General features: G+C 52.2%; 26 protein-coding genes. 15 read left to right on the top strand and 11 right to left on the bottom strand.

Annotation, left to right across the window (positions count from 1 at the left end):
* Positions 1-4 precede the first annotated feature (4 nt).
* The 3 genes from CYPRO_RS00835 to CYPRO_RS16395 all read right to left on the bottom strand — a co-directional run bounded on the left by CYPRO_RS00835 (position 5) and on the right by CYPRO_RS16395 (position 2,454).
* Complete coding sequence (locus tag CYPRO_RS00835; protein ID WP_114982697.1) at positions 5-1,024, bottom strand: DUF305 domain-containing protein; 1,020 nt, start codon at positions 1,022-1,024, stop codon at positions 5-7.
* Between the two features lie 95 nt (positions 1,025-1,119).
* On the bottom strand, positions 1,120-2,208 hold the full coding sequence (locus tag CYPRO_RS00830; protein ID WP_114982696.1) for a Fic family protein: 1,089 nt from the start codon (positions 2,206-2,208) through the stop codon (positions 1,120-1,122).
* Positions 2,209-2,268: 60 nt separating this feature from the next.
* Complete coding sequence (locus CYPRO_RS16395; protein ID WP_124245471.1) at positions 2,269-2,454, bottom strand: hypothetical protein; 186 nt, start codon at positions 2,452-2,454, stop codon at positions 2,269-2,271.
* A gap of 197 nt (positions 2,455-2,651) precedes the next feature.
* On the opposite strand from CYPRO_RS16395, the gene CYPRO_RS00820 reads away from it, so the two are divergent.
* A complete protein-coding gene (locus CYPRO_RS00820; RefSeq protein ID WP_114982694.1) occupies positions 2,652-3,539 on the top strand; it encodes a restriction endonuclease in 888 nt (295 codons plus the stop codon).
* Between the two features lie 86 nt (positions 3,540-3,625).
* Here CYPRO_RS00820 and hutU read toward each other — a convergent pair whose 3' ends face one another.
* Positions 3,626-5,284: a urocanate hydratase gene (gene hutU / locus CYPRO_RS00815; RefSeq protein WP_114982693.1), complete on the bottom strand. Its 1,659-nt coding sequence runs from the start codon at positions 5,282-5,284 to the stop codon at positions 3,626-3,628.
* Between the two features lie 544 nt (positions 5,285-5,828).
* Between hutU and CYPRO_RS00810 the strand changes: the two genes are divergently transcribed.
* Positions 5,829-6,122 carry a HigA family addiction module antitoxin gene (locus CYPRO_RS00810; RefSeq protein WP_114982692.1) on the top strand — a complete coding sequence of 98 codons (294 nt, stop codon included), beginning with the start codon at positions 5,829-5,831 and terminating at the stop codon, positions 6,120-6,122.
* A 90-nt stretch (positions 6,123-6,212) separates the two neighbouring features.
* On the opposite strand, the gene CYPRO_RS00805 is transcribed toward CYPRO_RS00810, so the two are convergent.
* Positions 6,213-6,413 carry a YgaP family membrane protein gene (locus CYPRO_RS00805; RefSeq protein WP_114982691.1) on the bottom strand — a complete coding sequence of 67 codons (201 nt, stop codon included), beginning with the start codon at positions 6,411-6,413 and terminating at the stop codon, positions 6,213-6,215.
* A 47-nt stretch (positions 6,414-6,460) separates the two neighbouring features.
* Positions 6,461-6,895 (bottom strand): DsrE family protein, encoded by a 435-nt coding sequence (locus CYPRO_RS00800; RefSeq protein ID WP_114982690.1) that lies wholly within the window; start codon positions 6,893-6,895, stop codon positions 6,461-6,463.
* 342 nt (positions 6,896-7,237) lie between these two features.
* Here CYPRO_RS00800 and CYPRO_RS00795 point away from each other — a divergent pair, with 342 nt between their 5' ends.
* Positions 7,238-7,894: a DUF2459 domain-containing protein gene (locus CYPRO_RS00795; RefSeq protein ID WP_114982689.1), complete on the top strand. Its 657-nt coding sequence runs from the start codon at positions 7,238-7,240 to the stop codon at positions 7,892-7,894.
* A 16-nt stretch (positions 7,895-7,910) separates the two neighbouring features.
* On the opposite strand, the gene CYPRO_RS00790 is transcribed toward CYPRO_RS00795, so the two are convergent.
* Entirely contained in the window at positions 7,911-8,531 is a 621-nt protein-coding gene (locus tag CYPRO_RS00790) for a DUF502 domain-containing protein (protein ID WP_114982688.1), read from the bottom strand.
* Between the two features lie 141 nt (positions 8,532-8,672).
* On the opposite strand from CYPRO_RS00790, the gene CYPRO_RS00785 reads away from it, so the two are divergent.
* Complete coding sequence (locus CYPRO_RS00785; protein WP_114982687.1) at positions 8,673-9,323, top strand: DJ-1/PfpI family protein; 651 nt, start codon at positions 8,673-8,675, stop codon at positions 9,321-9,323.
* Here CYPRO_RS00785 and CYPRO_RS00780 read toward each other — a convergent pair.
* Together CYPRO_RS00780 and CYPRO_RS00775 are read right to left on the bottom strand one after the other, a co-directional pair.
* A complete protein-coding gene (locus CYPRO_RS00780; protein WP_114982686.1) occupies positions 9,311-10,606 on the bottom strand; it encodes an ATP-binding protein in 1,296 nt (431 codons plus the stop codon). The genes CYPRO_RS00785 and CYPRO_RS00780 overlap by 13 nt on opposite strands.
* Positions 10,607-10,700: 94 nt before the next feature.
* Positions 10,701-11,627 (bottom strand): mechanosensitive ion channel family protein, encoded by a 927-nt coding sequence (locus CYPRO_RS00775; protein WP_114982685.1) that lies wholly within the window; start codon positions 11,625-11,627, stop codon positions 10,701-10,703.
* 221 nt (positions 11,628-11,848) lie between these two features.
* On the opposite strand from CYPRO_RS00775, the gene CYPRO_RS00770 reads away from it, so the two are divergent.
* The 6 genes from CYPRO_RS00770 (at position 11,849) to CYPRO_RS00745 (ending at position 17,183) form a co-directional block, all read left to right on the top strand.
* On the top strand, positions 11,849-12,892 hold the full coding sequence (locus tag CYPRO_RS00770; protein ID WP_124245470.1) for an NAD(P)/FAD-dependent oxidoreductase: 1,044 nt from the start codon (positions 11,849-11,851) through the stop codon (positions 12,890-12,892).
* A 39-nt stretch (positions 12,893-12,931) separates the two neighbouring features.
* Positions 12,932-13,633, top strand: coding sequence for an ABC transporter ATP-binding protein (locus CYPRO_RS00765; RefSeq protein WP_114982683.1), 702 nt, complete (start codon positions 12,932-12,934; stop codon positions 13,631-13,633).
* 4 nt (positions 13,634-13,637) lie between these two features.
* The gene (locus CYPRO_RS00760) at positions 13,638-15,053 is read left to right on the top strand and encodes a DUF3526 domain-containing protein (RefSeq protein WP_114982682.1); all 1,416 of its coding nucleotides are present in this window, start codon (positions 13,638-13,640) and stop codon (positions 15,051-15,053) included.
* A gap of 7 nt (positions 15,054-15,060) precedes the next feature.
* Complete coding sequence (locus tag CYPRO_RS00755) at positions 15,061-16,371, top strand: ABC transporter permease subunit (protein ID WP_114982681.1); 1,311 nt, start codon at positions 15,061-15,063, stop codon at positions 16,369-16,371.
* Positions 16,372-16,517: 146 nt separating this feature from the next.
* Positions 16,518-16,703: a CsbD family protein gene (locus tag CYPRO_RS00750; RefSeq protein ID WP_114982680.1), complete on the top strand. Its 186-nt coding sequence runs from the start codon at positions 16,518-16,520 to the stop codon at positions 16,701-16,703.
* Positions 16,704-16,760: 57 nt separating this feature from the next.
* On the top strand, positions 16,761-17,183 hold the full coding sequence (locus CYPRO_RS00745; RefSeq protein WP_124245469.1) for a hypothetical protein: 423 nt from the start codon (positions 16,761-16,763) through the stop codon (positions 17,181-17,183).
* Between the two features lie 213 nt (positions 17,184-17,396).
* Here CYPRO_RS00745 and CYPRO_RS00740 read toward each other — a convergent pair whose 3' ends face one another.
* Entirely contained in the window at positions 17,397-19,154 is a 1,758-nt protein-coding gene (locus CYPRO_RS00740) for a Na+/H+ antiporter NhaC family protein (protein WP_114982678.1), read from the bottom strand.
* The gene (locus CYPRO_RS00735) at positions 19,151-20,239 is read right to left on the bottom strand and encodes a PAS domain S-box protein (protein ID WP_114982677.1); all 1,089 of its coding nucleotides are present in this window, start codon (positions 20,237-20,239) and stop codon (positions 19,151-19,153) included. The genes CYPRO_RS00740 and CYPRO_RS00735 overlap by 4 nt, the downstream gene beginning before the upstream one ends.
* A 177-nt stretch (positions 20,240-20,416) precedes the next feature.
* Between CYPRO_RS00735 and CYPRO_RS00730 the strand changes: the two genes are divergently transcribed.
* The 5 genes from CYPRO_RS00730 (at position 20,417) to CYPRO_RS00710 (ending at position 25,668) form a co-directional block, all read left to right on the top strand.
* Positions 20,417-21,565, top strand: a complete 1,149-nt coding sequence (locus CYPRO_RS00730; RefSeq protein WP_114982676.1) for an efflux RND transporter periplasmic adaptor subunit — start codon at positions 20,417-20,419, stop codon at positions 21,563-21,565.
* Positions 21,566-21,686: 121 nt separating this feature from the next.
* Positions 21,687-23,084 (top strand): wax ester/triacylglycerol synthase family O-acyltransferase, encoded by a 1,398-nt coding sequence (locus CYPRO_RS00725; protein WP_114982675.1) that lies wholly within the window; start codon positions 21,687-21,689, stop codon positions 23,082-23,084.
* A gap of 96 nt (positions 23,085-23,180) precedes the next feature.
* Positions 23,181-23,648 (top strand): SRPBCC family protein, encoded by a 468-nt coding sequence (locus CYPRO_RS00720; protein ID WP_114982674.1) that lies wholly within the window; start codon positions 23,181-23,183, stop codon positions 23,646-23,648.
* Positions 23,649-23,698: 50 nt separating this feature from the next.
* Positions 23,699-24,454, top strand: a complete 756-nt coding sequence (locus tag CYPRO_RS00715) for an ABC transporter ATP-binding protein (RefSeq protein ID WP_114982673.1) — start codon at positions 23,699-23,701, stop codon at positions 24,452-24,454.
* Positions 24,451-25,668, top strand: a complete 1,218-nt coding sequence (locus tag CYPRO_RS00710; RefSeq protein WP_114982672.1) for an ABC transporter permease — start codon at positions 24,451-24,453, stop codon at positions 25,666-25,668. Before CYPRO_RS00715 ends, CYPRO_RS00710 begins: the two co-directional genes overlap by 4 nt.
* The last annotated feature ends 253 nt before the right edge of the window (positions 25,669-25,921 follow it).

Here is a 25,921-nt window from a genome sequence, read left to right as displayed (position 1 = left end):
CGCATCAGTGATGATGATGCCGGTGCTGCGGTTGGGCTGGCGCAGGTTCTGTTTCGGGAGCGTGGTGACCATGCGGCTCGTTACCGGCGGCCTGCGGATTGCGCAGCCGGGCCTGCTGTTCCTGAAGTTCGCGCAGCGGCTCAGGCACGTCGAAGCCCTTGCGTTCGAGCATCTTGCGCATCATCGCGATCTCGGTGACCTGCTCGGCGTAGATATCAACCGCAAGCCGGTAGGATTCAAGATCGGTACCGGCGCCATCGGCCATGAACAGCTCGTTGACCATATATACGGCCCCTTCGTGATGCTCGATCATAAAGGTGAGGAAGAGGCGGTCGAACTCGGCATCCCGCGCAGCGGCAAGTTCCTCGAGCTGCGCCTGCGTGAGCATGCCCGGCATGTCGTCGTGATTGTGCCCGTGTTCGTGCCCATGCCCGTGATGCCCGTGCGAGACGTGATGATCCGGCTCATGGGCCGTGTGCTGTTCATGTTCGTGCGCATGATGATGGTCATTTTCAGGGTGATGGTTTTCGTGCCCTTCGGATGCATGGTCTGCTTCATGGTGATGAGCATTGGCATCATGCTGCGCGTGCATATCGCTGTGTGCGCTTTGCGGCTGTTCCATGCTCACGTGCATTTCGATGCCGTCGAAATGGACGATGGGTACCGGCTGCGAGCGATCGCGGAGCCATTGCTGCATCAGCGCGATTTCATCCTGCTGCGCATTGATGATGCGGGCCGAAAGCCGCTGCACCGCGGGCGAAGCGCCGTTTTCCGGCGACAGCCGCGACATGATGAGCGCCTGCGCGTGATGCACAATCATATCGGTCATGAAGTCCACATCGGCCTGCACAAAGTTCTGGCGCGAATCCTCAAGCCGCTGCCAGTACAAGGCTTCGAGCTCGCTCAGGTTGGATGCATCCTGCTGTTCATGGTGATGGCCGTGCCCGTGCTGCGCAAGCACAGGGGTGCTGCCGAGCAGCAGACCAATAACGAGCAGGGTGCGGATGGTTGAGGGAGTAAACACAGAGAGAATGGTTGAGTTAGTAGAAGAGGCTTTGATAGTGGAAGAGATTACTCAAAAGTGGGTGGAGTTGCAAAGGGGGAAAACCGAATTGATTATTAGGGTGAATCACCCGACAGTATCCGCAGCAAGCGGGGGTTTAGGAAGTAGTTTTCGCGGCCTTCTTTGATTTTCTCCAGATAGCCCGCTGCGGTGAGTTCCTCCAGATATTTGGATGCAGTCGGACGGCTGATTGAAAGGTCATGCTGAAGGTGCGCGATTTTGCTGTAGGGATGGCGGAAGAGATGGTTGATCAGGTCCTGACTGTAAAAGGGGAACTGTTCCCGAATGCCCTTTTTGTATTGCTTCATCAGCGTCCTGATACCCGTGATGACCCGGATGGTGTCGCGTGATGTTTCTGCAACCCCTTGCAGCATAAAAATGATCCAGCTTTCCCAGTCTTGGTGGGTTCTGACCCGCTGCAGCAGGCGGTAATAGTCGGATTTATTTCTGATGACAAATCTGCTCAGGTATAAAATCGGGAGGTCGAGCAGGCCTTCTTTAACCAGATAAAGCATGTTGATGATGCGCCCTGTACGTCCGTTGCCATCATAGAAGGGATGGATGCTTTCAAATTGATAATGGATGATGCTCATTTTGATCAGCGGGTGCAAGCTGCTCATTTCGTCATCATTCATAAACTGCTCCAGGTTATCGAGGGCTCTCAAAATAATTGATTTGTCCTGAGGCGGAACAAAAATGATTTCACCGGTACGCGGATTGGAGAGGCGTGTGCCGGCTAAAGCGCGTATACCGGCATCGTTATCTTCAAGCTGCTGCTGAATGGCGATGATGTGGCGGGTGGTAAGCAGACCGTCCTGCCTGATGCGTTCAAAGCCAGTATTGAGCGCCGTCACGTACCTGCTTACTTCTTTGGTTGCGTGATCCGTTTCGGAAATACCACTGAGCTTCGATTTGAAAAGAGCATCCTGCGTGGTCACGATGTTTTCCACTTCAGAGGAATCCTGTGCTTCCTGCAGCGGGAGGGTACTCAGCAAAATGTTCCGGTTTGGCATGGTCTGAGAAATCCCTTTTAGCTCAGCAAGATATTGCTGCGCGGTAATCGTAGCCTTCAGAATCGCAGCTGTTTCAAGTTCAGCGTCTGGAGGAAGCGGGGTCCAAATCCACTCTTCAGGAAGGGTATTCATAAATAAATCCAGGAAAAGTTGTCATGTAGTCAGTAACATATAAAAAAATTCCCGATTTCTTTACACGTCGTGGGTGATGTGGAAAGAAATTGGAGATTTTTGGATAGGAAGCCGGGCGCTAAACTTTTGGACGTTGATGTATTGGATCCGGGTTTCGGCTTTGTTTGCGCTGATGGCACGCGGGTTTATCGGGTTGGGCGGATTGATGCTGATTTCGTTGAGGATGACCCGGAACGCCGAAATCAAAAAGCAAGGGGTTTGCCGTAGGTTTGGGAGCGTTCGGTTTGGCACGAAAGACCGTGATGCGCACGGCGTTTCCCCCCAAAAATAACGACAGGCGAAAAGGGCGATGGGGTTGGATTCGATGAGCGATTTTTTGTATCTAAAAGAGATGGCTTCGTGTTTGATGCACGCGACAATATTGAATTTAAAAACCGGAGAAAATGTCAAAAAGGAAAGGCCGGTCGGCTGAGTTTGTGAAGTGGTTTGGGCCGCTGCTTGATGCGTTGCGGCAGCTTGGGGGTTCCGGGAGTCCGAGGGAGGTATCGGCTAAAATCGCCGAAAATCTGCAGCTTTCGGAGGAGCAGCGTGATGAGATTTTGCAGTCAGGGCAAAATAGATTTCACAATCAGGTCGCATGGGCGCGGCAGTATCTGGTTTGGGAGGGGTTGCTTGATTCGTCAAAGCACGGCGTGTGGGCGCTGACTTCAAAAGGGGAGGAGGCAACGCTGAGTGTTTCGCAATCGCGGGAGGTTTTCCGGAAATGGGTGAAAATTCACGCTCAGGCCAGAAAGAAATCGGAAACGGAAAAAACGCGCACTGTTGCGCCTGAAGCAGATGATGAGGTTGATTCGCCTGAAGTTGCAGAAGCGGCAGAAAAGACCGATCTGTTGCAGGTTTTGCAGTCTCTTACTCCGCATGGTTTTGAAAAAGTTTGTCAGCGATTGCTGCGCGAGTCGGGCTTTGAACAGGTTGTTGTAACCGGGCAGTCGCGGGATGGGGGCATTGACGGGTACGGGACGCTACAGATTAATCCGTTTGTGAGTTTCAAGGTGCTGTTTCAGTGCAAGCGGTACAAAGGTACGGTTTCACGGGCGCAGGTTGGCGATTTCAGAAACGCGATGATTGGGCGGGCCGAGAAAGGGATTATCATCACGACCGGTACGTTTTCGTCAGATGCGGTGAAGGAGGCCAGCCGTGACGGCGCTCCGCAGGTGGAGCTTGTGGATGGGGAGAAGCTGGTTGAGATGTTTCACCGGGTTGAGCTCGGGGTTAAGCCGAAAATAGTTTATGAAGTTGAGCTTCCATTTTTTGAGCCGTTTATGAAGTGATTTTTTTACGGCAATAAAAAAGCGCAGACAAGCCCTTTCTCCATCCGGCTTATCTGCGCTTGTTTACAATTTATTCGTTCGGCTTCTCACTCAATCGAGGGCAGATCTACGCCGCGGGTTTTGGCGGTTTCGATGGCGATGTCGTAGCCGGCGTCGGCGTGGCGCATGACGCCGGTGCCGGGATCGGCGGTGAGCACGCGCTGCAGGCGGCGGTCGGCCATGTCGGTGCCGTCGGCTACGCTGACCATGCCGGAGTGGATGGAGTAGCCGATGCCTACCCCGCCGCCGTGGTGCAGGGAAACCCAGCTCGCCCCGCAGGCGGTGTTGAGCAGGGCGTTGAGCAGCGGCCAGTCGGCAATGGCGTCTGAGCCATCGAGCATCCCCTCGGTTTCGCGGTTAGGCGAGGCGACCGAGCCGGTATCGAGGTGATCGCGCCCGATAACGAGCGGGGCTTTGACTTTCCCCTTTCTGACCAGCCAGTTGAATTTGAGCCCCATCTCCGCGCGCTCGCCGTACTCGAGCCAGCAGATACGCGAGGGCAGGCCCTGAAAATGCACTTTCTCGCCGGCGTTTTTGATCCAGCGGGCGAGGTGTTCTTTTTCAGGGAAGGTTTCTAACACCGCTTTATCGGTGACCGCTATGTCGTTGGGGTCGCCCGAGAGGGCCGCCCAGCGGAAGGGTCCGGAGCCTTTGCAGAAGAGCGGACGAATAAATTCGGGCACGAAGCCGGGGATGTTGAAGGCTTCGGTTTTGCCACGGAGATCCGCGACGTGACCCCGCAGGTTGTTGCCGTAATCGAAGGTGATGGCGCCCTGTTTTTGGCAGGCAAGCATGGCGTCGATGTGGGTGCACATGCTGTCGAGTACGGCGCTCTCGTAGGCGGCGTAGTCTTTTTCCCTTAGGATTTCGGCCTGTTCGAGATTCATGCCCGCAGGGATGTAGCCGAGTTTGAGGTCGTGCGCGGAGGTTTGGTCGGTGAGGACGTCAATTTCGATGCTGCGCCGGTGCAGCTCGGGCAGGACTTCGGCGATATTGCCGACAAGTCCGATGGAGTAGGCACGTTTTTCGGCTTTGGCCTGGAGCACCTTATCCAGGGCTTCATCGAGGGAGTAGGCGATGTCGTCGCAGTAGCGGTCGTGGACCCGCTTGAGGATGCGGCTTTCATCGACATCAACGCCGAGGAAGGCGCCGCCGCAGAGGGTTGCTGCGAGGGGCTGCGCGCCACCCATGCCGCCGAGTCCGCCGGTGACGACGAGTCTCCCCGCGAGCGTGCCACCGAAATGCTGACGCGCACACTCGGCGAAGGTCTCGTAGGTGCCCTGCAGGATGCCCTGCGTACCGATGTAAATCCAGGAACCGGCGGTCATCTGACCATACATGGTGAGTCCGAGGGTTTCGAGGCGGCGGAATTCCGGCCAGGTCGCCCATTTGGGCACGAGCTGCGCATTGGAGATGAGCACCCGCGGTGCTTCTTCGTGCGTGCGGAATACGCCGACGGGCTTGCCGCTTTGCACAAGCAGGGTCTCGTCGTTTTCGAGCCGGCGGAGGGTTTCCACGATTTTATGGTAGGCCGGCCAGTTGCGTGCGGCCTTCCCGCCGCCGCCATAGACGATGAGGTCTTCGGGCCGCTCGGCTACTTCAGGATCGAGGTTGTTCATGAGCATCCGCATGGCGGCTTCCTGATGCCAGCCTTTACAGCTGAGTACGTTTCCTCTCGGTGCGCGAATGGTTTTGACTTGTTCCATGAAAGCAAAAAGGTGTGGGAGTAAAAAAAGAGAGAGCAATCCGTTAGGTGGATTGTGATTGCCGGAAAGATAAGAAATACGACTTGGAAAGCGCTTTTTTAAATGGAAGGGGTGATGTAGTGCCCGGGCGGTTTTTTATGTTTGGTCGGGGATCAAATATTTGCCGGAAGTAGAAAATTCTGGTGTTTTTTTGATTTCAAATATTTGCCGGGGATTACATAGTTTCCTGGATTGTAGAGACGCAAGATTTTGCGTCTCTACCGTCGTCTCGAATCGATGAGTTAGTTTTGAAGTCTGGAAAATACCAAATCAAAAAGGAAATGCTTATTGTAGTTCTGGGGCATTCGGATTGCTAAAACGGCACGTGATGCGCACGGAGTTTCTCCTTAAAAATAAGCAGATGTGCTTGTTTTTAAGGATCGTTGCAACTGTTTTCAGTAGTTTAGTTGAACTCAAATTTTATCGCAGAACAAGCTATTCGCAAGACGTGAATATGTAACTGACCAGTTCCTTACCCAAAGGGTAAACCCCAAAACACTACCCCATGCTTCCTACAAACAGAATAAGTACCCACCCAGGAATCATCTTGCTCAATGAATATCTTGAGCCAATGGGGTTTACACAAACAGAATTGGCTGATCATCTTGGTATCCCCGTGCAGCGAATTAAAGAGATCGTACGGGGCAAAAGAGGGGTGTCATCCGAAACGGCCTGGCTTTTGTCTGAAGCTTTTGAAACATCACCACAGTTTTGGCTCAATTTGCAGTCCATGTACGATTTATCTTCGACCCGGCCAAAGAGACATGTCAGGCCGCTCAGGGCGGTTTCGGCAAAATAAGTTCAGGGTTATAATATACGTCCACAAAAAAAGCCCCCGGATAACTCCGGAGGCTTTTAGAAATCAATTACCGTTCAGCGTTTGAACGGCTTAGTTTTTGCAGGTCTTAATACCGAGCGGTGCGTATAGCGGACAAAAAGAAATTGCGCTGGTAAATACAAATACGCCGGCAAAGACAAGCAGTACAATACCGAGAGTGCCTTCGATTACGCCGGTGAAAAACAGTACGGCAACAATCAGTGCTACAACGATGCGGATGGCTTTATCCGCAGTGCCCATGTTTTTGGTCATAATAAGCTGGGTTTGGGGTTGATGGGGTAGTATTAAATGTAGTTTTACTAAAAAGAGAAATATCGTATGTGAGGCTGTTTCATATAGGCCGCAACTTCCGGCGGACGTGCCGTGCCAACGCCTTCGAGCAGGTCGTCTGCGCTGAGGTGTTCGCGGTTAGGCAGATAAATACCGCAGACTTCAACCGTTACGCCGTTATTCATCAGATTCATGAGCAGCTGTTTAGGAGAACGGTCAGCTGGTTTAAAGGCCGGGGACTCGGAATCTTTCAGGGCAAGGTCACCCGCTTCACTACAAAGTAAAATACGTACGGGCACATCCTGATTGAAGGACTGCGTCGCAAGCACGAGCGCCATCATTTGGGTTTCCGCATTAGCGGAGGTAAGTACTACGAACAGTTCTTTCGTTTCGTGGTGATCCGCGGCGTGTGTGAAGGCCGTGAGTGAAGCCAAGACGAAAAGGGTAAGAATAATAGCTTTCATCAGATTAAATTATATTACTATTTGCTTATACAGTTGCTCTAATGATACCGGTTTTGAAATCGAATATCAAAGTTATTTTTTTATGTCCATAATCTTGCAACCTTATCATTACAGCCTGATGAGTAGCAGTTCGTACAAAGTTCGAAGTATAATATGTGGATTGGAAATTGAAATTGAATTGGAAAGAGTAATCGTATATTACTTCTTTGATTCCTGTATGATCAAGTTCTGGCTTTGTTCAAATGTTGCCTTTCACCATCCTGAATACAGCCCAATACATGCGGTCTTATATTACTCTCCCGGGTTTCCCAAAAAAATCTGTTCCAATCCAATCAAGCGATTATGATTATGAATACCTGTCACTGCCGGTTGTGGATTTTGCTTGTACTGATTCCTGTGCTTTCTGCCTGTTCAATTTCCCGGCCCGATTTATTTCCGGCAGCGGATGATGCAGAGGTTGTGGAGGTCGAGTTGGTCCGGCATGGCTGGCATGTCGGGTTGATTTTACCAATCAATGAAAACTTTGCTGACAAGATGCCGGAAGACCTGCATCTCCGGGAATCCCATCGCTACATTGAAATCGGATGGGGTGATCGCGCTTATTATATGGATGATTCCCCCGGAATATGGACTACGATCAAAGGCGGAATATGGCCTACACCTTCCGTGATTCATCTCGCTGCATTTGAGCGGCGGCCGCTGCAGCACCTTGAGCGCATTCGGCTCGAGCTGTCTGTCGAAGGTTATCAGGAAATGCTTTCAGAAATAGCGGCATATTTCACCATTCGGGAAAATCAGGTAGAAGTGCTGGGGTATGGATTGTATGGTGATTCCCGCTTTTATGCTTCCGATCCGCGCTACACGGTTTTCCGGAACAGCAACAAATGGGCGGTGCGTCAGCTTGGTCATGCAGGGGTGCCGGTGCGACCGGCTTGGGTGCTTTTTGCGGCAACAGCCATGCGACAGGCATCCCGACACGGTGAGCGTTTACAGCCCTGAAATTCGGCCTCAGCCATCAGCCCTTGGTACGCTGATCTTCTGTTTCGGCTTTCGGAAAGCCCGCTACCCCGCCTGAAACGATGAACTTCATCACATCCCCCGAAGGCAGATCGAGCGCGCGCACCTGCGTGGCGGGCACGACGAACATTTCCCCTGAAAAATTATAGGAGTGCGGAAAATAGACCGCAACCTTGTCCCGCTCGCCCAGAAAATGAAGGTCTTCTTCGGTCAGAAATCCCATTTTTTCCAGATTGGTGACCGGATTCACCAGCACAAGCACGGGCTTGTTGAACTTCTTTTCGGTGCCGATCAGCGAGGAAAATAAATCCGCAAAAGCCGAATACACGATGTTCAGAATCGGAATTTTGGCCACAAGACTTTCCAGCCAGGTTTTGAGCGGTCGCCCGATAAAGGTCTGACCGAAAAACCCGAGCAGAATCAGTATCAGAATGCTGAACAGCAGGCCAAGCCCCGGAATGACCGGTCCAACAAAGGACTGAAGCGCAACCCGGAGCAGGCCGTCTATAAATAAAAACAGGGCAATCAGGATGTAGAGCGTAATCGCGAGCGGGGCGATGTAGAGCAGTCCCTGCAGAAAATAGCGCAGCAGTGTTTTGGGGACAGAAGGTTTGTTCATCTGTATGAAAAAAAGAATCTGAGTTGAGTGGTTTGCCTTGGGCTGAAATTAGCGGATATTCGGAAGCATACAAATCCGGCTGAAGCCCTTTATAAAGATGGTTTCAGCCACAGGTTCATCATCAAAACTTACCTGCATATCATGTCTGATAATGATAAACCCTGGAAACCCATACGTGTCGCCGTCTTGATTTACGAAGGCGCAGAAGTGCTCGACTATGCCGGTCCTTTCGAAGTCTTCTACACCGCTGGCAGGATGTCTGTTCGTGCCGGGCAGTACAAACCGGTATTCAGTCCTTCACTATTCGGTGAAATAAAGGGCCCCATTGAAACCCGACCCGGATTTACCGTGTCCGCTACCTGCGATTTCGACAGCCTTCCCAAGCCTGATGTGCTCATTGTGCCGGGCGGCGACCATGAACCGCAGCTCACCAATACTAAACTTCTGCAAAAAATGAGGTCGCTTTATGCGGAGGGTTGTCTTATTGCCTCGGTTTGTACCGGCGCATTTATTGTTGCTGAATCAGGTTTACTTAATGGTAAAGAATGTACCACTCATCATGAAGATGCTGCCGGGTTGCAGCAGCGCTATCCGAAAATCAGGGTCATACCTGACAAACGAATTGTAGCCGCAGCATGCGGTCGCATTTTTACCTCGGCGGGTATTTCAGCGGGCATTGACCTGAGCTTGGAGTTGGTCAGTCGGCTCGCTGATGAGACGCTCGCACGGGAGACAGCGCGGAATATGGCGTATAGGTGGGAGGAGATAAACAAAGACCATCATCGGAAATAAAACCCTAACGCATAGAGCGGAATGTTGTGAAGCCAATCAGATATCCTGTGCGGTGATAGCGATGAACGTACTGCAAGATCCGGGTGAAAACGGTCGTGGTACACAAGCAGGCTTTTTGCCTTAAGATTTTCTTCCGCTTTCACTTCTATCGGGATAATCCGGTCCTCTTTTTGAACAACGAAATCAACTTCCGCAGCTCCTTTTTTAGCAGACCAGTAGTAGAGCGGAAGATTGGATAAAGCAGTTAATTCCTGACAGACAAACTGTTCCGTCAGTGCGCCTTTGAACTCGGTGAAAATGGTGTTGCCCTGCAGCAGGGTGCGCGGCGGAAGCTTGCCTATTGCACCAAGCAGCCCTACATCATGAAGAAACAACTTAAAGGCCGCCAGATCTTCGTAAGCTTTTAGTGGCAGATGCGGTTTGCTTACGGCGTGAATTTTGTGAACCTGCCCACAATCAACAAGCCAGGCCAGCGCCATCTCGAAATCCTTGGCCCTTGCACCTTCTTTGATATGTGCGTAAACAAACTTACGTTTTTCCTGCGCCAGCTGACCCAAAACAGAATTCCACACCATCCTTATGCGTGGCACTATAGCAGCCGGTGCATGTTTGGAAAAATCCTGTTCATAGGTTTGCAGCAGGGTGATCTGAATTTCACGGACCTCATCAAGCCGCTCGGTTGTCGCATAGTGCAGCACAGCTTCCGGCATGCCGCCCGTAACATAGTAGGTTTTCAGCAGGCGGGTCAACTTTTCATGCAGTGCGCTCATCAGACCGAAATTCAATGATTTCAGGACCTGACACATTTGATCGTTACCTGTGGCAAGCAAAAACTCTTCGAAGGTCATGGGGTGCAGATCCAGAAAGGAAACTTTGCCTACCGGGAAAGAAACTGACTGATGCAGGGCAACCCCCAAGAGTGAGCCTGCAGCCATAACCGGGTAGTTGTCCGCCTCTTCATAGAAATATTTGAGTGCGGTTATGGCTTTGGGGCATTCCTGAATTTCATCAAATATAATTAGGGTCTTATCAGGATGAATGCGGGTATTGGCGTCGGTTTGAAGTGCAGTCAGTATCTCCTGCGGATTCATGGTTTGATCGAATAGTTGCTTCAGATGCGGCTGCCGCTCAAAATTGATATATACGGTGTTTTCAAAGGAATCCGCGCCGAATTTCTTCATCAGCCATGTTTTCCCAACCTGACGCGCACCCCGTAAAATCAGCGGTTTACGGGGTGATTTGATTTTCCAGCTGTTGAGTTCCTGAAGCGCCGTTCTTTCCATAGAAATGAGAGGATGTTGGAGAAATAAATGAAAGCTACACTTTTTCCCCCGAAAAAGTGTAGCAATTCACATTTTTTCCATCGAAAAAGTGTGATCAGGCTTCCGAAGGCTTCTGACCGCTGCCACCCTGATGCAGACGGATGTTGCTGAAGGCGTAGCGGATATCCGGTTCGGCGCTGAACTTCTGAAGCAGATCAAGGCTGATGGCTTGTTCGGTTGCGCGGGTCTTGCGTACGGGGCATAAGTACCGGGCGGAGAGCAGGATGCCATTTTCACGCACCGTCAGGAAAATAGTTGGCGTGAGGATGGTGTATTTGAGCATGAAATTCTCCTGAGCCTGCACAAGGGCCTGCTGTGCTTCGTGTACATACATCTCGGCATGCGTTTCAAGTACCTGTTGAAACAATTCCTTTGCTTTGGTGTGGTTGGAGTCGTAAGTGATGGTTACCGGGATTTCGTGCCAGATGAAAGGAAAGCCGCTTGTGTAATTCGCTACCGGATCCGAAAAAACCTTGTTATTGGGGATATGGATGATGCGCCCCGTGCTCTGTTCCGCATCAACGCGGTTGCCGATTTCAATCACGGAAAAAGTGAACAGCCGTTTGTCGATCACATCCCCCTTCACCCCGGCTACTTCAATGCGATCGCCCATCTCAAACGGCTTCCTCACAATAATATAGACCCACCCGGCAAGGTCGGTGAGCAGCTCGCGTAGGGCAAGCGCCAAACCAACAGAGAGCAGTCCCAAAAATGTAGCAATGGACTGAAAGCCTTCAAACCAGACTCTTCCAATCAAAAACACCCCGATCACAAAAAAGACCTGCGCCGAGTACCGCCTGAAGTTGTAGTGAACCGACGGGGTTTTGCTCTTCCAGAACACAAACGCGATCATCAGGTAGCGCAGTAGGAGCAGTACCAGGATGATAACCAGGCTGTGGAGCAGGTTTTCGGAAATGCCGACGGAAGTGCCCAGGTAGTCCGAGACATTTTGGGCTATTTGGGTAAACTGTTGAGGGATCATGCGGAAAGGTACAGCAGCCGCTTAGCTTTTTCAAAACAGCTGCATAAGTTTATTTGGGCTCGCAAGCAAACCAACACAAAAGGATAAGGATTGTTTGGTAAAGAAGGGTAAATCAAATGCAAGTTAGTTGCAGTAGATGTGCTTCGAGGGTATATTAGCTGCCGCTAAAACCATGTTGCATTTAGATTGTGCAAAAAGCTTCTTTTTCCATTTTAACCCTTATGAACCGAAAAACTTTTCTAAAATCCAGCCTTTTAGGCGCCGGCGCAGGGCTTATGTTTCAGATGCCTTTCACCGGGCATCACGTTCCCGCAGCCGCAGTGTGGGAGAGTTTTGCCAAGGCTCCGGAATCAGGAACGTATGATGTAATCATTGCAGGAGGCAGTTTTGCGGGTCTCTCTGCTGCGATGGGTCTCGGGCGCTGCATGCGTAGCACGCTGATGATTGATAGCGGCCTGCCCCGCAACCGGATGTCGCCCACAGCCAACAACCTGTTCTCCAGGGATGGCGAAAACCCGCGCGAAATCGCTGCGACGGTTCACGGGCAACTCCGGCAGTATCAGGAGTTTTTGCAGATGAAGAACGGGGAAATCGTTTCAGCAACAAAAACCGAAAACGGTTTTGCAGTTCAGACGGCGGATGGCGGTCAGTATGAAGCACGCTTTCTTGTGCTGGCAACCGGTTTACACGACGAGCTGCTGACCGGCATTGAGGGTCTTGAAGAACTTTGGGGCAATGGCATCTATCACTGCCCCTACTGCCACGGCTGGGAAAACCGAAACCGGAAAACGGCACTGATTAGTCAGGGGGCCTCGCGGGTTGCTATGGCTTCGACCCTGGCAAACTGGACAAACGATATCACGGTGTTTACGCAGGGGGAGCAGGTTGATTTTCCCGATGAAGTCCTCGAAATGCTGCACAGAAACGGCATCCGGTTAAAAAATGAAACCATTTACCGGATTAAAGGCACACCCGGTGATCTGCTCATCCACACAGTGGAATCGGCGCAGCCCCATGCCTTCGAAACCTGCTATGCTCCCGGGACCATGCGTCATCATACAAAGCTGGCAGAAGACCTCGGCTGTGAGCTTTCCGGCAGAGGCGCCGTGCAGGTGAATGATACCTATGAAACTTCGGTGCCGGGCGTACTTGCGATTGGCGATCTTTGCAGCCGAAGTAACGGGCAGGTCATTCATGCTGCCTATTCCGGCACGGTCTCTGCCGTACGGGTGAATCTTGCCTTTTTGCAGGAGCGCTTTAGGTGAATCACGCTACTAACCCTCAATACATTTTTAAATATACCTATGCTTGAAGCCCGCGGCCTCACGAAGACGTATGGTTCCAATACCGCCCTTGACCAACTCAACCTCACCATCGGCCCGGGAGAGGTGTACTGCCTGCTCGGTGCCAACGGTGCCGGCAAAACGACGACCATCAACCTCTTTTTAAGTTTCATCACCCCCGACAGTGGTTCGGCTTTGGTAAACGGTATCGAGTCCGCCGCAAAGCCGGACGAAGCCCGGAAGCTCATCACCTATATCCCTGAAAACCTCTCGCTGTACCCGACGCTGACCGGGTTTGAAAACCTTCAGTACTTCAGCGGACTTGCCGGGGTGAAGGCCTCAGCGGATGAGCTGACGCAGGCGTTGGTTCAGGCGGGACTTACGGCTGATGAGGCGCTGCGCCCGGTTGGGGGCTACTCCAAAGGCATGCGGCAAAAGGTCGGCATTGCCATGGCGATAGCCCGGGATACGCGGGCGCTGCTGCTTGATGAGCCAACGAGCGGCCTTGATCCTTCGGCAAGCAACGAATTCGCGGAGCTGCTCTCGGCAATGAGCGCACGGGGCGCTGCCATACTGATGGCAACCCATGATTTGTTCAGGGCCAAGGAAACCGGAACGCGCATCGGGATTATGAAAAAGGGGCGTCTCGCCGATGAAATGAGCAGCGCGGAAATTTCCCACAGCGATCTTGAGTCCGTGTACCTCAAACACATCAGGGGGTGAGGCGATGGCTTTTTCACTTTTGGTAAAACACGAGCTGCGTCTGCTTTGGCGCGAACCCGGCACTAAAGTGCTCATGGGCGTTATGCTGCTTTTGCTGCTCATTTCCACCTGGTCGGGCGCGGTCTATTTTACGGAGAAACAGCAGCAGCACGAAGATGCTACCACAATGGCAAGAGCGTTGTGGGAACAGCAGGGCGATAAAAACCCGCATTCAGCGGCGCATTACGGCACGCATGCGTTTTTGCCGGTCACTTTGCTGGCTGTTTTTGACCCGGGCACGCAGCCATTTACCGGCGTGTCCCTCTTTCTCGAGGCACACCGGCAAAATTTTGCAGTTTATAGTCCGGTCGAAGACCGCAGCTCCCTGAGCCGCTTTGGGCAACTGACCCCCACTTTCATTTTTACTTTTTTGTTTCCGCTGTTCATCATCTTCCTGGGGTATCGCAGTGTTATCGCGGAACGGGAAAACGGTATGCTCCGGCTGCTGCTTTCGCAGGGTGTGCGGATGAAGCATATCCTCACCGGGAAAGCAGCGGCGCTGTGGATTTTGGTTTCGGGCTTTTTCCTGCTTTTCGCACTCATAGGCCTGATCGTGCTGCTCGTCTCCGGAAGTGAGGCAACCTACTTCCTGCGCTATGCCCTAATGATGGCTGGCTGGCTGTTATATTTCGGCATCTTCATTCATCTCTCGGTTTGGGTATCGGCAAAAGCCGGGAGTCAGGCGCAAGCGCTTGTGCTTTTGCTGGGTTTTTGGGTACTCAGCACCCTGTTTGTGCCGCGACTCATCGCAGCTGCCGCTGATCAGGTTCATCCGGTGCCGGACACGGTCAGCTTTCAGCAGGCGGTGCAGCGTCAGCTCAGCGAAGGTATTGACGGCCATAATCCGCTCAGTGAGCACACCCGCGCTTTTGAGGACTCTGTGCTGGCGGCACATGGTGTCACGAACCCCGCAGACCTTCCCTTTAACCTTGGCGGGCTCATGCTTCAGGTATCTGAAGAATTCGAGAAAGAAGTGTTTGACTACCACATGGCCCGCATTTCGCTCATCCATGAGCAGCAGCTGAATCTGTTTAAACTCAGTGCCATTGTATCACCGGCTGCGCTGGTGCGGCTTTTCTCCATGGGCATGGCCGGTACCGATATGGCCGCATTCAACCATTTTCGCGATCAGGCAGAAGCTTTCCGGATTGAACTCATGCGCGAACTCAACGAAGACCTCATGATTTATGCGGTAGGCGACCGGGCACAAGGCTATACCGCGGGGGTTGAGTTGTTCAGTCAAAACATCACCTTCGAATATGAGCCGCCCCGGGCTGTGGAGTGGATCACGAAGTACCTCACGCATGGCCTGTTGCTGCTGCTTTGGAGCGGCCTGAGTTTTGGTCTGCTTCTCACCGCCTCAAGAACAACGGAGGTTTGAATCTGCCATGAATATGCGATTGCTTCGCCACATCATTCGCTTTGAAGCGAAAATGTATGCCGCTGACAAAGTAGTTTGGACCATGCTGCTTCTGCTTGTTGCCGTAATCGGGTTCAGCCTGTATCTGGGTCACGAAAGAGTGGAAGCGCAGCGGGACCGGATTGCCGGGCTGCAGGAAGAAGACCGGCAGTTTTACGCAGGCAAATATGAGCAGCTCCGGGAAATCGAAGCCGGCGCAGAATTCAGCGGTCCCTGGTTTCAGGATCCGTCGAACCCGCTGGTACTCTCTGCCTTCCGGGGGGCGGGACGCTACGTGTACCTCGAACCCGAACCCCTCGCGCTCATTGCCGCCGGGGCCTCCGATATTTTGCCGTATTACGGTCGGGTCACCCTGGTGATGAGCCGCCCGCTGCGGGACAATGCGCTTGAAAACCCGTTTCATCAGTACCTCGGAAGATTTGATTTTGCTTTTGTGATGACCTGGCTCATCCCGCTTATCATCATTGCGCTCAGCTACAACATGCTTTCCCGCGAACAGGAACTCGGCACCATGAAGCTGTTGCACGCCATGCCGGTGAGCTTTCAACAAATACTGACCGGCAAAGTTGTATTCCGGTTTGTGCTCATTGCCGGTGCTACGCTGGCCGCCACTTTGCTCTTTTTGTTTTTGTTTGGGGTTAGATGGAGCGCTGATGTGGCCGTACTCCTGCTGGCTATGCTGCTCTACATCGGCTTCTGGTTCTTGCTGTCCGCACTGGTGAACCTTGCGCAGAAAAGCTCGGTCTTCAATGCGATGTCCCTTACAGGTTTATGGATTTTGTTTTTAGTGGTGATGCCCGCTGTATTCAACCTGATAGCCGAAAGCGTCCATCCGGTGCCGTCACGCGTGGTATGGATCAACGGACAGCGCGCCATTCAGCAAGAGGTCGAAGCTGATCGGGAGCAGCTGGTTCAGGCCTTTTTTGCGGAGCATCCTTTAGAAGTAGATGAAGCTGATCTGCCGGGATATTTTGAGTTCTGGAATAATCGTCTCATTCTGACAAAGACCATCGCCAAAAAGGAAGAAGTGCTGAAAGAGACTTTCGATACACAGCGAAGTGCGCAGGAAGCGCTTGGTAGCAGGCTCAGCCTGCTTTCACCGGCCATGCTGAAAAACAGTTTTTTGGTAAACCTCTCCGGCAACGGTGATGCGCGCCTCAGAACCCTGAACGACAATATGGAAAGCTTCTCCGCGGAATGGGCCGCTTTCTTTATGCCTCGTTTTCAGAATCTGCAAGCTGTTGCAGCCGATGAATTTAACAACTTCCCTGTACCCTGATTACACTTACTTAGCTAAACGCGGCAATTGAAAAAGTATGAATATAATTAAGCCGAAGTGATAATAAGACTTAATGTATATATCCAAACGATTCGGTCCGGCAACTCATTTATACTGTTGTTAATTCAAACCAAAAAAGAATACGTATGAATATTTCAGAAGGAAACTGGAATCAGATTAAAGGTAAACTGAAACAAGAGTATGGTGAACTTACCGATGATGACCTTACCTATATGGAAGGCAGAGAAGATGAACTGATTGGAAAAATTCAGGAAAAAGCGGGGAAAACAAAAGAAGAAATTGTAGCAAAAATTAAAAGCTGGCTCGATTAAACTAATCGAGCAAATACCTTTTTAAATCAATTAAGTGAACAGAATAAAGGAGAAAATATGAATAGCCTATTTCCAAAGATTATAACACCGGCTGTGTTGCTGATAGCAGTCAGCCTCATTTTTACTGCTTGTGCCGGAGAAGAAAGCTCCAATGATTATGCCCTCGAGCAGGAACGCGAAGAGCTGACTTCACAGCTTGAAGACCTGCGTGATGATATTGATGATCAGCTTTCTGAAATTCAAACACGGATGGAGCGCGCAGGCGATGAAGCTTCCCGCGAAAATTTTGAAGAAGCCTACGAAGAGCTGACAGGTCAGCGCGATGCTGTTGACCGCGCCCTTGCCGACGCCCGCAATGCAACATCCGATACCTGGGGTACAGTAAGCGATGCGGCAACTGATACTTACAGCGATGTAAGTTCACAATTTGCCCAATGGCAGGAAGACGCTTCCGAATGGCTTGATGAGATTACTGATTAAATCAGAAGAAAACATTTAACCATAAAAAACGCCCGGTGCAGCAATGTGCCGGGCGTTTTTTTATTAAGGGGAAGAGCGGATCAGAAAAAAGCCAATATTTTGGGATTTACGCGAAAGTGCAGCTCTGATTCTTGAAGTTCGGTAATCAGTTCCTGATCCAACAACATCATATTTATTGCTGTGCTTCCTGATCAAATGGGAAAGTTGCTTTACTCAAGCCGCTAACGCTTTAACTTCCTCCGGGTTCTTCCCAAAAACTCTCAGAATAATATAAAGCAGTACGAAGCCAACAATCAGGCCGTAAACCGGGGAGACGCCAAAAGCGGCGGGGATTTCGCCAACAAGGAGTGCTACAACGGCTACAACCAGCGCATAGGGCAGCTGCGTGCGTACGTGATCAATCAGGTCGCAGGCAGATGACATGGAACTGATTACCGTTGTGTCCGAAATCGGAGAACAGTGATCGCCAAATACGGCGCCGGCCATAACTGAGCTGATCGCGCCCAGCAAAATCCCGTAATTTTCACCACCCGCAAAGCCCACACCGGCTCCCATTACGACTGCGAGCGGGATCACAACCGGGAACAGAATCGCCATCGTACCCCAGGAAGTCCCCGTTGAAAAAGCAGTGACCGCCGCAATAAAGAATACCAAACCAGGCAGCAGCACCAGCGGAAGCGTATCCTGAAGCAGGCTTGCCAGGTAGGAACCGGTACCAACTGCCTGCGTTACTTCGCCGAGTCCCCATGCCAATACAAGGATAATGATGGCCATCATCATGGATTGCATTCCGCCTACAAAGGACTCAAGGGCTTCACCAACGCTGAGAATGCGCTGTGTTACAACAAGCACCATGGCGACAAAGCATCCTGCAAAGGAAGCCCAGACCAGTGCTGCAAAGGGATCGGCTCCACCGATGATGTTGGTCAGGCTTCGCTCGCCCGCTTCGAGTCCGCTCGCCCCGGTGCTGTAAAGTCCGTAAATGGCAACGATCACGACGGTAAGTACCGGAATTGCAGCATTGTACCAGCGCAGCGGCTTGCCGTCGAGCGGTTGCAGGCTTTCCAGGTTTACATCAGAAGCCGGAACGGCACCGGGCCGAAGAACCCCGCCGCCTGAATACGCCCGGCGCTCAGCATCGAGCATCGGTCCGAAATCGCGCTTCATCAGTATGATCATCAGTACAAATCCGAGTGCGAGCAGCGGATAAAACAGATAAGGCACAGAGTGCAGAAAAATCATGAAGGCATTATCTGCGCCGGCCTGCAGTTGTGCAGCAAGTGCCGCATCTTCGGTTTGTGCGGCCAGCGTGGAAAGAGAGTTTGAAATCTGCGTGATTTCGAAGCCAATCCAGGTTGTAATGACCGCGCTTACTGCCAATGGGGCTGCCGTAGAATCCACGATATAGGCCAGCTTTTCCCGGGAGATATTCAGCCGGTCGGTCATCGGGCGCATCGCGCTCCCGCGGATGAGACTGTTGGCATAGTCGTCAAAAAACAGAAATAAAGCCGAAATCCAGGTGATGAACTGTCCCTGTGTGCGGTTTTTGGCCAGCTTTGCCAGCACGGTAACCACGCCCTTGGTTCCGCCGCCCCGGCTCATCAGGCCTACCATCCCGCCCAGCATCAGGCTGAACATAATGATGGCGACGTGATACTCATCAGACATTGCGCTGATCAGGAACCCAAACGAATCAGCGGTACCTGTGAAGGGATTGAAGCCTGCGATAAACAACGCCCCAATCCAGACCCCGGCAAAAAGCGACAGCACGACCTCGCGGGTGATGAGCGCCAGCGCGATGGCTACAAGCGGGGGCAGCAAACTCACCCAGGTACCGAATCCGCCAAATCCGGCGTCCTCTCCGGGATCAGTGCCTTCTGTAAATGCCAGTCCCAGGCCGGAAAGGTCGGCCCAGCCGATAACTGCGAGAATCAGCGCAGACAGAAAAAAAGTGATGGTAAACTTTTTCATTCAGGTGAGTCAGGTTCAGTTCGGGTTGTCTTTGAAACCACATCGCGGACGTTCTGATCCAGTTCAGCGGCGGCTGCGGCAATATACTGCAAAATTTCTTCCGTGCTCATTTCTGAATCAAATCCCTGATCCGGTTCCGAATTCAAACCGGCAGCCGGTTTTGTCGCCTCTTTCTTTTGGGATGACTGCGCAGCCATATTATCATTATAATAGTTAATCAAACCCAGCATACGGGCAAGGGGCGCACGGACAATGTGGGACTGAAGCCAGCCGATTTCGCGAAAACGCTCATTTTGGTCTTCAATCGCCTCAATATAGGACTTCAGTTTAGTTACATCATGTGCAATGATCAGCCGTGCCCGTCTTCCCTCATACTCCATCACCCGGCTCTTTATTTCCATTTGTAATACATTTCCTTCCCGGCTGTAATGTTCAAAAACACCGTGATCCTTCACTGCCTGACTTGTTTCATTTTTTAGCCATGATCGAAGCTCAGCGGATGTTATGCCGGGATAAATATCACGGATATCGAGTTGTTGAAAATCTTCGCGACTGTAGCCGTATGTATTAACTGCGGCCTCATTTACATCTAAAATGCAGCTTGTTTCCAGGTCGATAACCCACATGGGCAAAGGGCTGTACTCAAAAAGATCGCGATAGCGGCGCTCGGATTGTTTCAGTGCCTGAATGCTATGCCTGCGTTCAATGCTAAACATGACCGACTTGTGGAGCAGGCTTGGGCTCAGGTCGTCGATCAAAAGGTAATCAGACACACCCATTTTGACCCATTCAACGACTTCCTGCCGGTTGGTATAGCTGCTCAGCATGATCAGCGGAATATCGGGGCATATAGCCAGTAATTGCCGGATCAGTTGTGTCGAGTTTTCACCGGAAAGACTGCTGTTACAAATGATGACATCCGGCTGTGTTGTGTTTTCAAGAAAAGTCGTAGCCTCTTCAAAGCCGGAAACGGTATGAAAGGTGTAGTTCAGAAAAAACTCATCAATGAAATCTTCAATAAGCATACGGATTGCCATATCAGACTCAATAAGAAGGATATGGCAGGCGGGTGTGTCGAACTTCATGGATGATGGATTGTTTGTTAGATTCGGGAAAGCACGTCTGTTGCTGTATCCGGCACGGGTGTTGATTGGGGCGGTTTTACAATTGATCTGGCATAGCTAAGACTAATTAACAGAACTTTAGTGCTAAAATCCATTACTTGACTCAAAAAGGAAAAGTACAAATATCAGCCATTTACCATGAAACGAACAGCTTACATTTTGATCCCCGTTGTACTTGCTGCGGTAGCCTGGTTCATCTGGCAGCCGGGCGCTGAAGGGAGCGGGACGCTGCCGCCCTTGGCAACCGTTGAAGTCGAAACCGGGGATGTTTCCAGGCGCGTTGTGGCCTTTGGGGCCATACATCCCGTACAGCGCGTAACTGTGGGCAGTCAGGTTTCGGGTATTATTGAAGAAATCACCGTCGATTTCAACACGGTTGTCCAAAAAGGGCAGGTACTCGCCAGAATTGACCCCTCGACTTTTGAAGCGGAATTAAGCTCGGCAAGGGCAGAGCTTGCCAGTGCTGAAGCGGGGCTGGAGCTCGCCCGTATGCAGTGGCAGCGGGTTCAGGAGCTGCGGGAGCGGCAGTTTGTTTCCCCGTCAGATGTGGATCAGGCTTCGGCTACCCTGAGACAGGCCGAAGCACAGGTGCGGGTAAGACGCCATGCCCTCGAACGCGCACAACGTGAACTTGACCGCTGTACCATAACCGCCCCTGCTGACGGAATCGTGATTTCCCGCAATGTGGATGTCGGGCAGACCGTAGCCGCAAGCCTGAATGCCCCCGAACTGTTTCAGCTGGCTTCCGATCTGCGGGTAATGCACATCTACGCCAATGTTTCAGAAGCCGATATAGGGCAGGTTCGGGAAGGACAGCGGGTTAATTTCCGCGTTGACGCCTATCGGGAGCGCACCTTTTCGGGTGAAGTGATTCAGGTGCGCAACGCGCCTGTTATCGAAGACAATGTGGTTCATTACCAAACCCTGATCGAAGTCAGCAATGAAGATCTGCTGCTGAAACCGGGCATGACAACGGAAGTCTCTGTGATTACTGCTGAACAGCATGACGTCGTTCGGGTGCGCAATACCGCCCTTCGCGCCCGGCTGCCGGATGGTATTCGTCCGCCGACACCCGCGCATTTCGATGAAGGGCAGCCGCGGGCTTACGTGCTGCGCGACGGGCAGCTTGAAGTGGTTGCGGTTGAAACAGGCCTCAGCGATGGCGTGAATACAGAAATTATAAGCGGCTTACGGCCGGGGGATGTGCTGGCTGTTGGGCTTTCCCTGCGTTCAGACGCTGACAACGAGCGGCGCAGCCTCTTTAGCGGTCAGCAAGCGACCTTCTAAGGAAACACGCTTCAAATAAAATAAAATTAGGTTCGCACAATGGCATTATTTTGCGGATTATGCAGCTCGGGGATCAGATACCCCCTCCTTACATCCCAACACCTTAGACTTACAATTTGATATGGCCCGACGGGAGCTGATGAGCAATGTGGACCGCGCATGGCTGCGGATGGAAGAGCCAAGCAACCTGATGATGGTTACGGCCTTGCTTACAACCAAAGAGAAGGTTTTGTATGATGATTTGCTGGAGCTGCTCAAAGAGCGTCTCATGAAATTTGACCGCTTCCGGCAGCGTGTAATCCTCCGTGGAATTATTTTTGAAGATACCTACTGGGAAGATGTGCCCTTTTTCGACCCGGCAGACCATGTTACCCGGACCTCCATCGCCAACGAAAATCCGCGGGATGAGCTGCAGGCGCTGGCCGGCACGCTGATGAGCACGCCCCTGGATTACGACAAACCGCTCTGGCACATCACTATGATTGATGATGTGCGGGAAGGCACGGGATTCATCATCCGGCTGCACCACTGTATAGCGGACGGCAATGCCCTGGTTCGGGTGCTGCTTTCGATGATGACGACCGATAAGAAGCTCCTCAAGCCCGAAAAAGAAGCCGAAAGCACCGAGCGTCCTACCTTTCTGGATCCGGTCGTGGATGTGCTGCTGAACGCATGGGTGTCGGCGGAAACCATGGTGAAGCTGAGCTACCGGCTTCTGAAGCGCCCATCACAGGTGTTCGACTGGGCGAAAATGACGATCGAAGGCGGCTTCAGTCTGGGGCGGCTGGTGCTGCGCTGGCCCGACCCGAAAACAATGCTCAAGCAAAAGCTGCAGAATCAGAAGCTGGCCTCCTGGTCGTGGGAAATTCCGCTGGAGCGGGTGAAGGAAATCCGGCGGGGAGCCGGGGCAACGGTCAACGATGTGGTCGTCACGGCTGCTGCCGGTGCGCTGGGGCGCTACCTCAAAGCGAGGGGAGAAGAAACGACCGATATGAACATCCGTGCGGCCATTCCGGTGGATATCCGTCAATCGACCGACCCCTTTGCAATGGGCAACAAATTCGGCCTTGTGTTTCTAAGCCTGCCCGTGGGCATGGAAGACCTGCGCGAACGTCTTACCGAGCAAAAACGCCGCATGGACGAGCTCAAAAATACGCCCGAGGCCTTTGTCTCTTTTTTGGTGCTCAACACCATGGGCGCGGCGCCGAAAGAAATCGAAAGCCTGGTGGTGGATGTCATCGGAACCAAAACCTCGCTTGTGCTCACCAATGTACCGGGCCCCTCGGTGCCGCTCTACCTTGCCGGCTGCGAAGTTGATAACATCCTGTTTTGGGTGCCGCAGGCCGGACGCGTTGGCCTGGGCATCAGCGTGATCAGCTACAACAACAAAGTCCGGATCGGGGTCGCGACCGATGCACAAATCATCCCCGACCCTGCCGCCATTGTGGATGCCTTTCAGGAAGAGCTCGATGCGATGCATGAACTTTTTGTCGGTCCCGAAACTTCCCCATCCCCCTAAAAAAACAAAACCAATTTAAAAAAGGACCGGAACCCGGGTCAGGTCCGGAAACCCATCCCCCGAAAAAATCTCACATAAATTGAAGGAACAAAACCTATGTCGTTTACCACATTTGTAGAGCTGAACAAAACATTTGAAGTTGCATGGTCGCCTGAGCAGGTTTTTGAACTGTTGTCGGACGTCCCCAAATCGGTCGCGCACTTCCCGAAAGTGGACAAGCTGGTTGATCTGGGCGAGAACACCTACCGCTGGGAAATGGAAAAAATCGGCGTGCAGGCCTACAACATCCAAACCATTTACGCCTGCAAGTACCTCGCCTACCCCGGCATGAAAACCGTGAAATGGGAGCCCGTGAAAGGCGTCGGCAACGGCGTGGTTTCAGGCTCATGGAAGCTGGAAGAATCGGACAGCGGCGGCACCAAAGTGAAATTTCACACCAAAGGAAGCCTCGAAATTGACCTGCCGTTTTTTCTGAAGGCAGTCGTGAGTCCGATTGTGGCTTCTGAATTTGAAAAATTGGTGGATACGTATCACAAAAATCTTATAGAAACCATGAGTAGCTAAGTCAGAAACGGCCATAAAAATCTCAGGACGGGGAATCCGAACATTTGCCCATGATTGATCTCAGGAAAATAACCAAAACCTACCGCACAGGTTCGCTTGCGGTAGATGCGCTGCGGGGCATTAGTTTGCAGGTTGAAGCCGGTGCCTTCACGACCATTATGGGCTCGAGCGGCTCCGGTAAATCAACCCTGATGAACATTCTGGGCTGCCTGGATAAGCCCGGCTCCGGGCAGTATTTCCTGAAAGGGGATGACGTATCCGGTTTTGATAAAACGCGGCTCTCGCAGGTACGCAATGAAACGATAGGATTTGTTTTCCAAAACTTTCACCTGCTGCCGCGCACATCGGCTCTGGAAAACGTGGAGCTTCCGCTGCTCTACAGCCGCGCAAAGCTGAGCTGGAAGGAAATGCACAAACGGGCGAAGGAAGCCCTCGAAATTGTGGGTCTGGCAGACCGGGCTGATCATACGCCTAACGAGCTTTCCGGGGGACAGCAACAGCGGGTTGCGATTGCGCGGGCGCTTGTTACCCGCCCCGCTGTGTTGCTGGCTGATGAGCCAACCGGAAACCTCGACAGCCGCACGAGTCTTGAAATTATGGAGATTTTTCAGCGCCTCAACAAACAGGGGCTTACCATTCTGATGGTTTCTCATGAACCGGATATCGCCCGGTTTTCTCGCCGTATCATTATTCTTCGGGATGGTCTCATTCGCTCTGACAAACCCAATGCGCCCCGTGATGCCGTGCAGGTACTGGCGAACTGGAAAGATGAAACAGAACTCATTGAACAGGATGGTGTGACATGAAATGGACAGCCGTTCCTTATGTGGCGCTTAAAGCGCTCCGGCGAAACCGTATGCGAACCCTGCTGACCGCCCTTGGTATCATTATTGGGGTAGCGGCGGTCATTACAATGGTAGGTTTGGGGCAGGGAGCCGGCAAAGAAGTACGTGAGCAAGTGGACCGGCTGGGGCAGAACGTGGTGCTTGTATTTCCGGGCTCGCGGCAGCTTGGCGGGGTAAGTATTGGCGGGGGAAGTGCCAACACTCTAACCGTAGCCGACGCCCATGCCCTTCGTGATGAAATCCCTGAAGTCATTGCGGCAAGTCCGGAAGTGCGTTCGCAGCGGGTTGTGGTGTACGGCAACCGCAACTGGTTTACCCGCATTTACGGCCAAAGTCATGATTACCTGCAAATCAGGCAGTGGCCCGTGGAAAGCGGACGCATGTATGATGAAGCCGACGTGGAAAATGCGTCCCTCGTTGCAGTGGTGGGCCAAACCATTGTACAGGAACTCTTCGAAGGAGCCGATCCCATTGGTGAAACCATCCGCGTACGCGGGCTCCCGCTTGAAATAATCGGGGTACTCGCGCCAAAGGGTATGTCGCTGATGGGTTCCGTTCAGGATGATATTGTGCTTGTTCCCTACACCACAGCCTTTCAGCGGATTTCAGGCCGCACCCACGCTATGGTCATCAATGTGCAGGTTTTTGATGAACAATCGATGGAAATTGCACAGCTCAAAATAACGGATCTGCTTCGCGAACGGCACGGTTTGGCGCCCTATCAGGAAGATGATTTTACCGTGCAGACACAGGAAGAAGTGGCTGCTGCCGCAACCGAAACTTCCCGGATTATGACGTGGCTGCTGGCCTCCATAGCAGGTGTTTCCCTCTTTGTGGGCGGCATTGGTATTATGAACGTGATGCTCGTGAGCGTAACCGAGCGCACCCGCGAAATCGGATTGCGGCTTGCCGTCGGCGCCCGCGGACCCGACGTGCTGCTTCAGTTTTTGATTGAAAGCGTGGTATTGTGCCTGCTCGGCGGAATTGGCGGCATATTGCTGGGGCTTGCTGCTACCGAAGTTATTGCTGCTTATGCCGGCTGGCCCGCCATTTTCTCCACCGATGCCATGCTGATTGCAGTAAGCGTGTCGGCAGCCGTAGGTGTGTTCTTCGGATTTTATCCCGCCTGGAAAGCTTCCCGCCTCGATCCGATTGAGGCCCTGCGCAGGGAGTGAAGGTGAGAACCGGGCGTGGTACATGGCGTACGGTTCAAGGACAGCAAGACCACCATTCCACCCTGAACCCTGCCGCTGTGCCTTTTTTTGTCGCCGTTTTTTTTTGGGGAAACCCCGTGCGCATCACGGTCTTTCGTGCCAAGCCGAACGCTCCCAAACCTACGGCATGTCCCTTGCTTTTTGGTGTTGGCGCTCCGTGCGAATAAAAAATGCCATGACAGCAATCCGCGTTCCATCATCTCACTTGGGCAGA

The organism is Cyclonatronum proteinivorum (assembly GCF_003353065.1).
In the GTDB taxonomy this organism is placed as follows: domain Bacteria; phylum Bacteroidota; class Rhodothermia; order Balneolales; family Cyclonatronaceae; genus Cyclonatronum; species Cyclonatronum proteinivorum.
The sequence above is the reverse complement of the archived record's forward strand: the minus strand, read 5'-3'. Positions and strand labels throughout refer to the sequence as shown.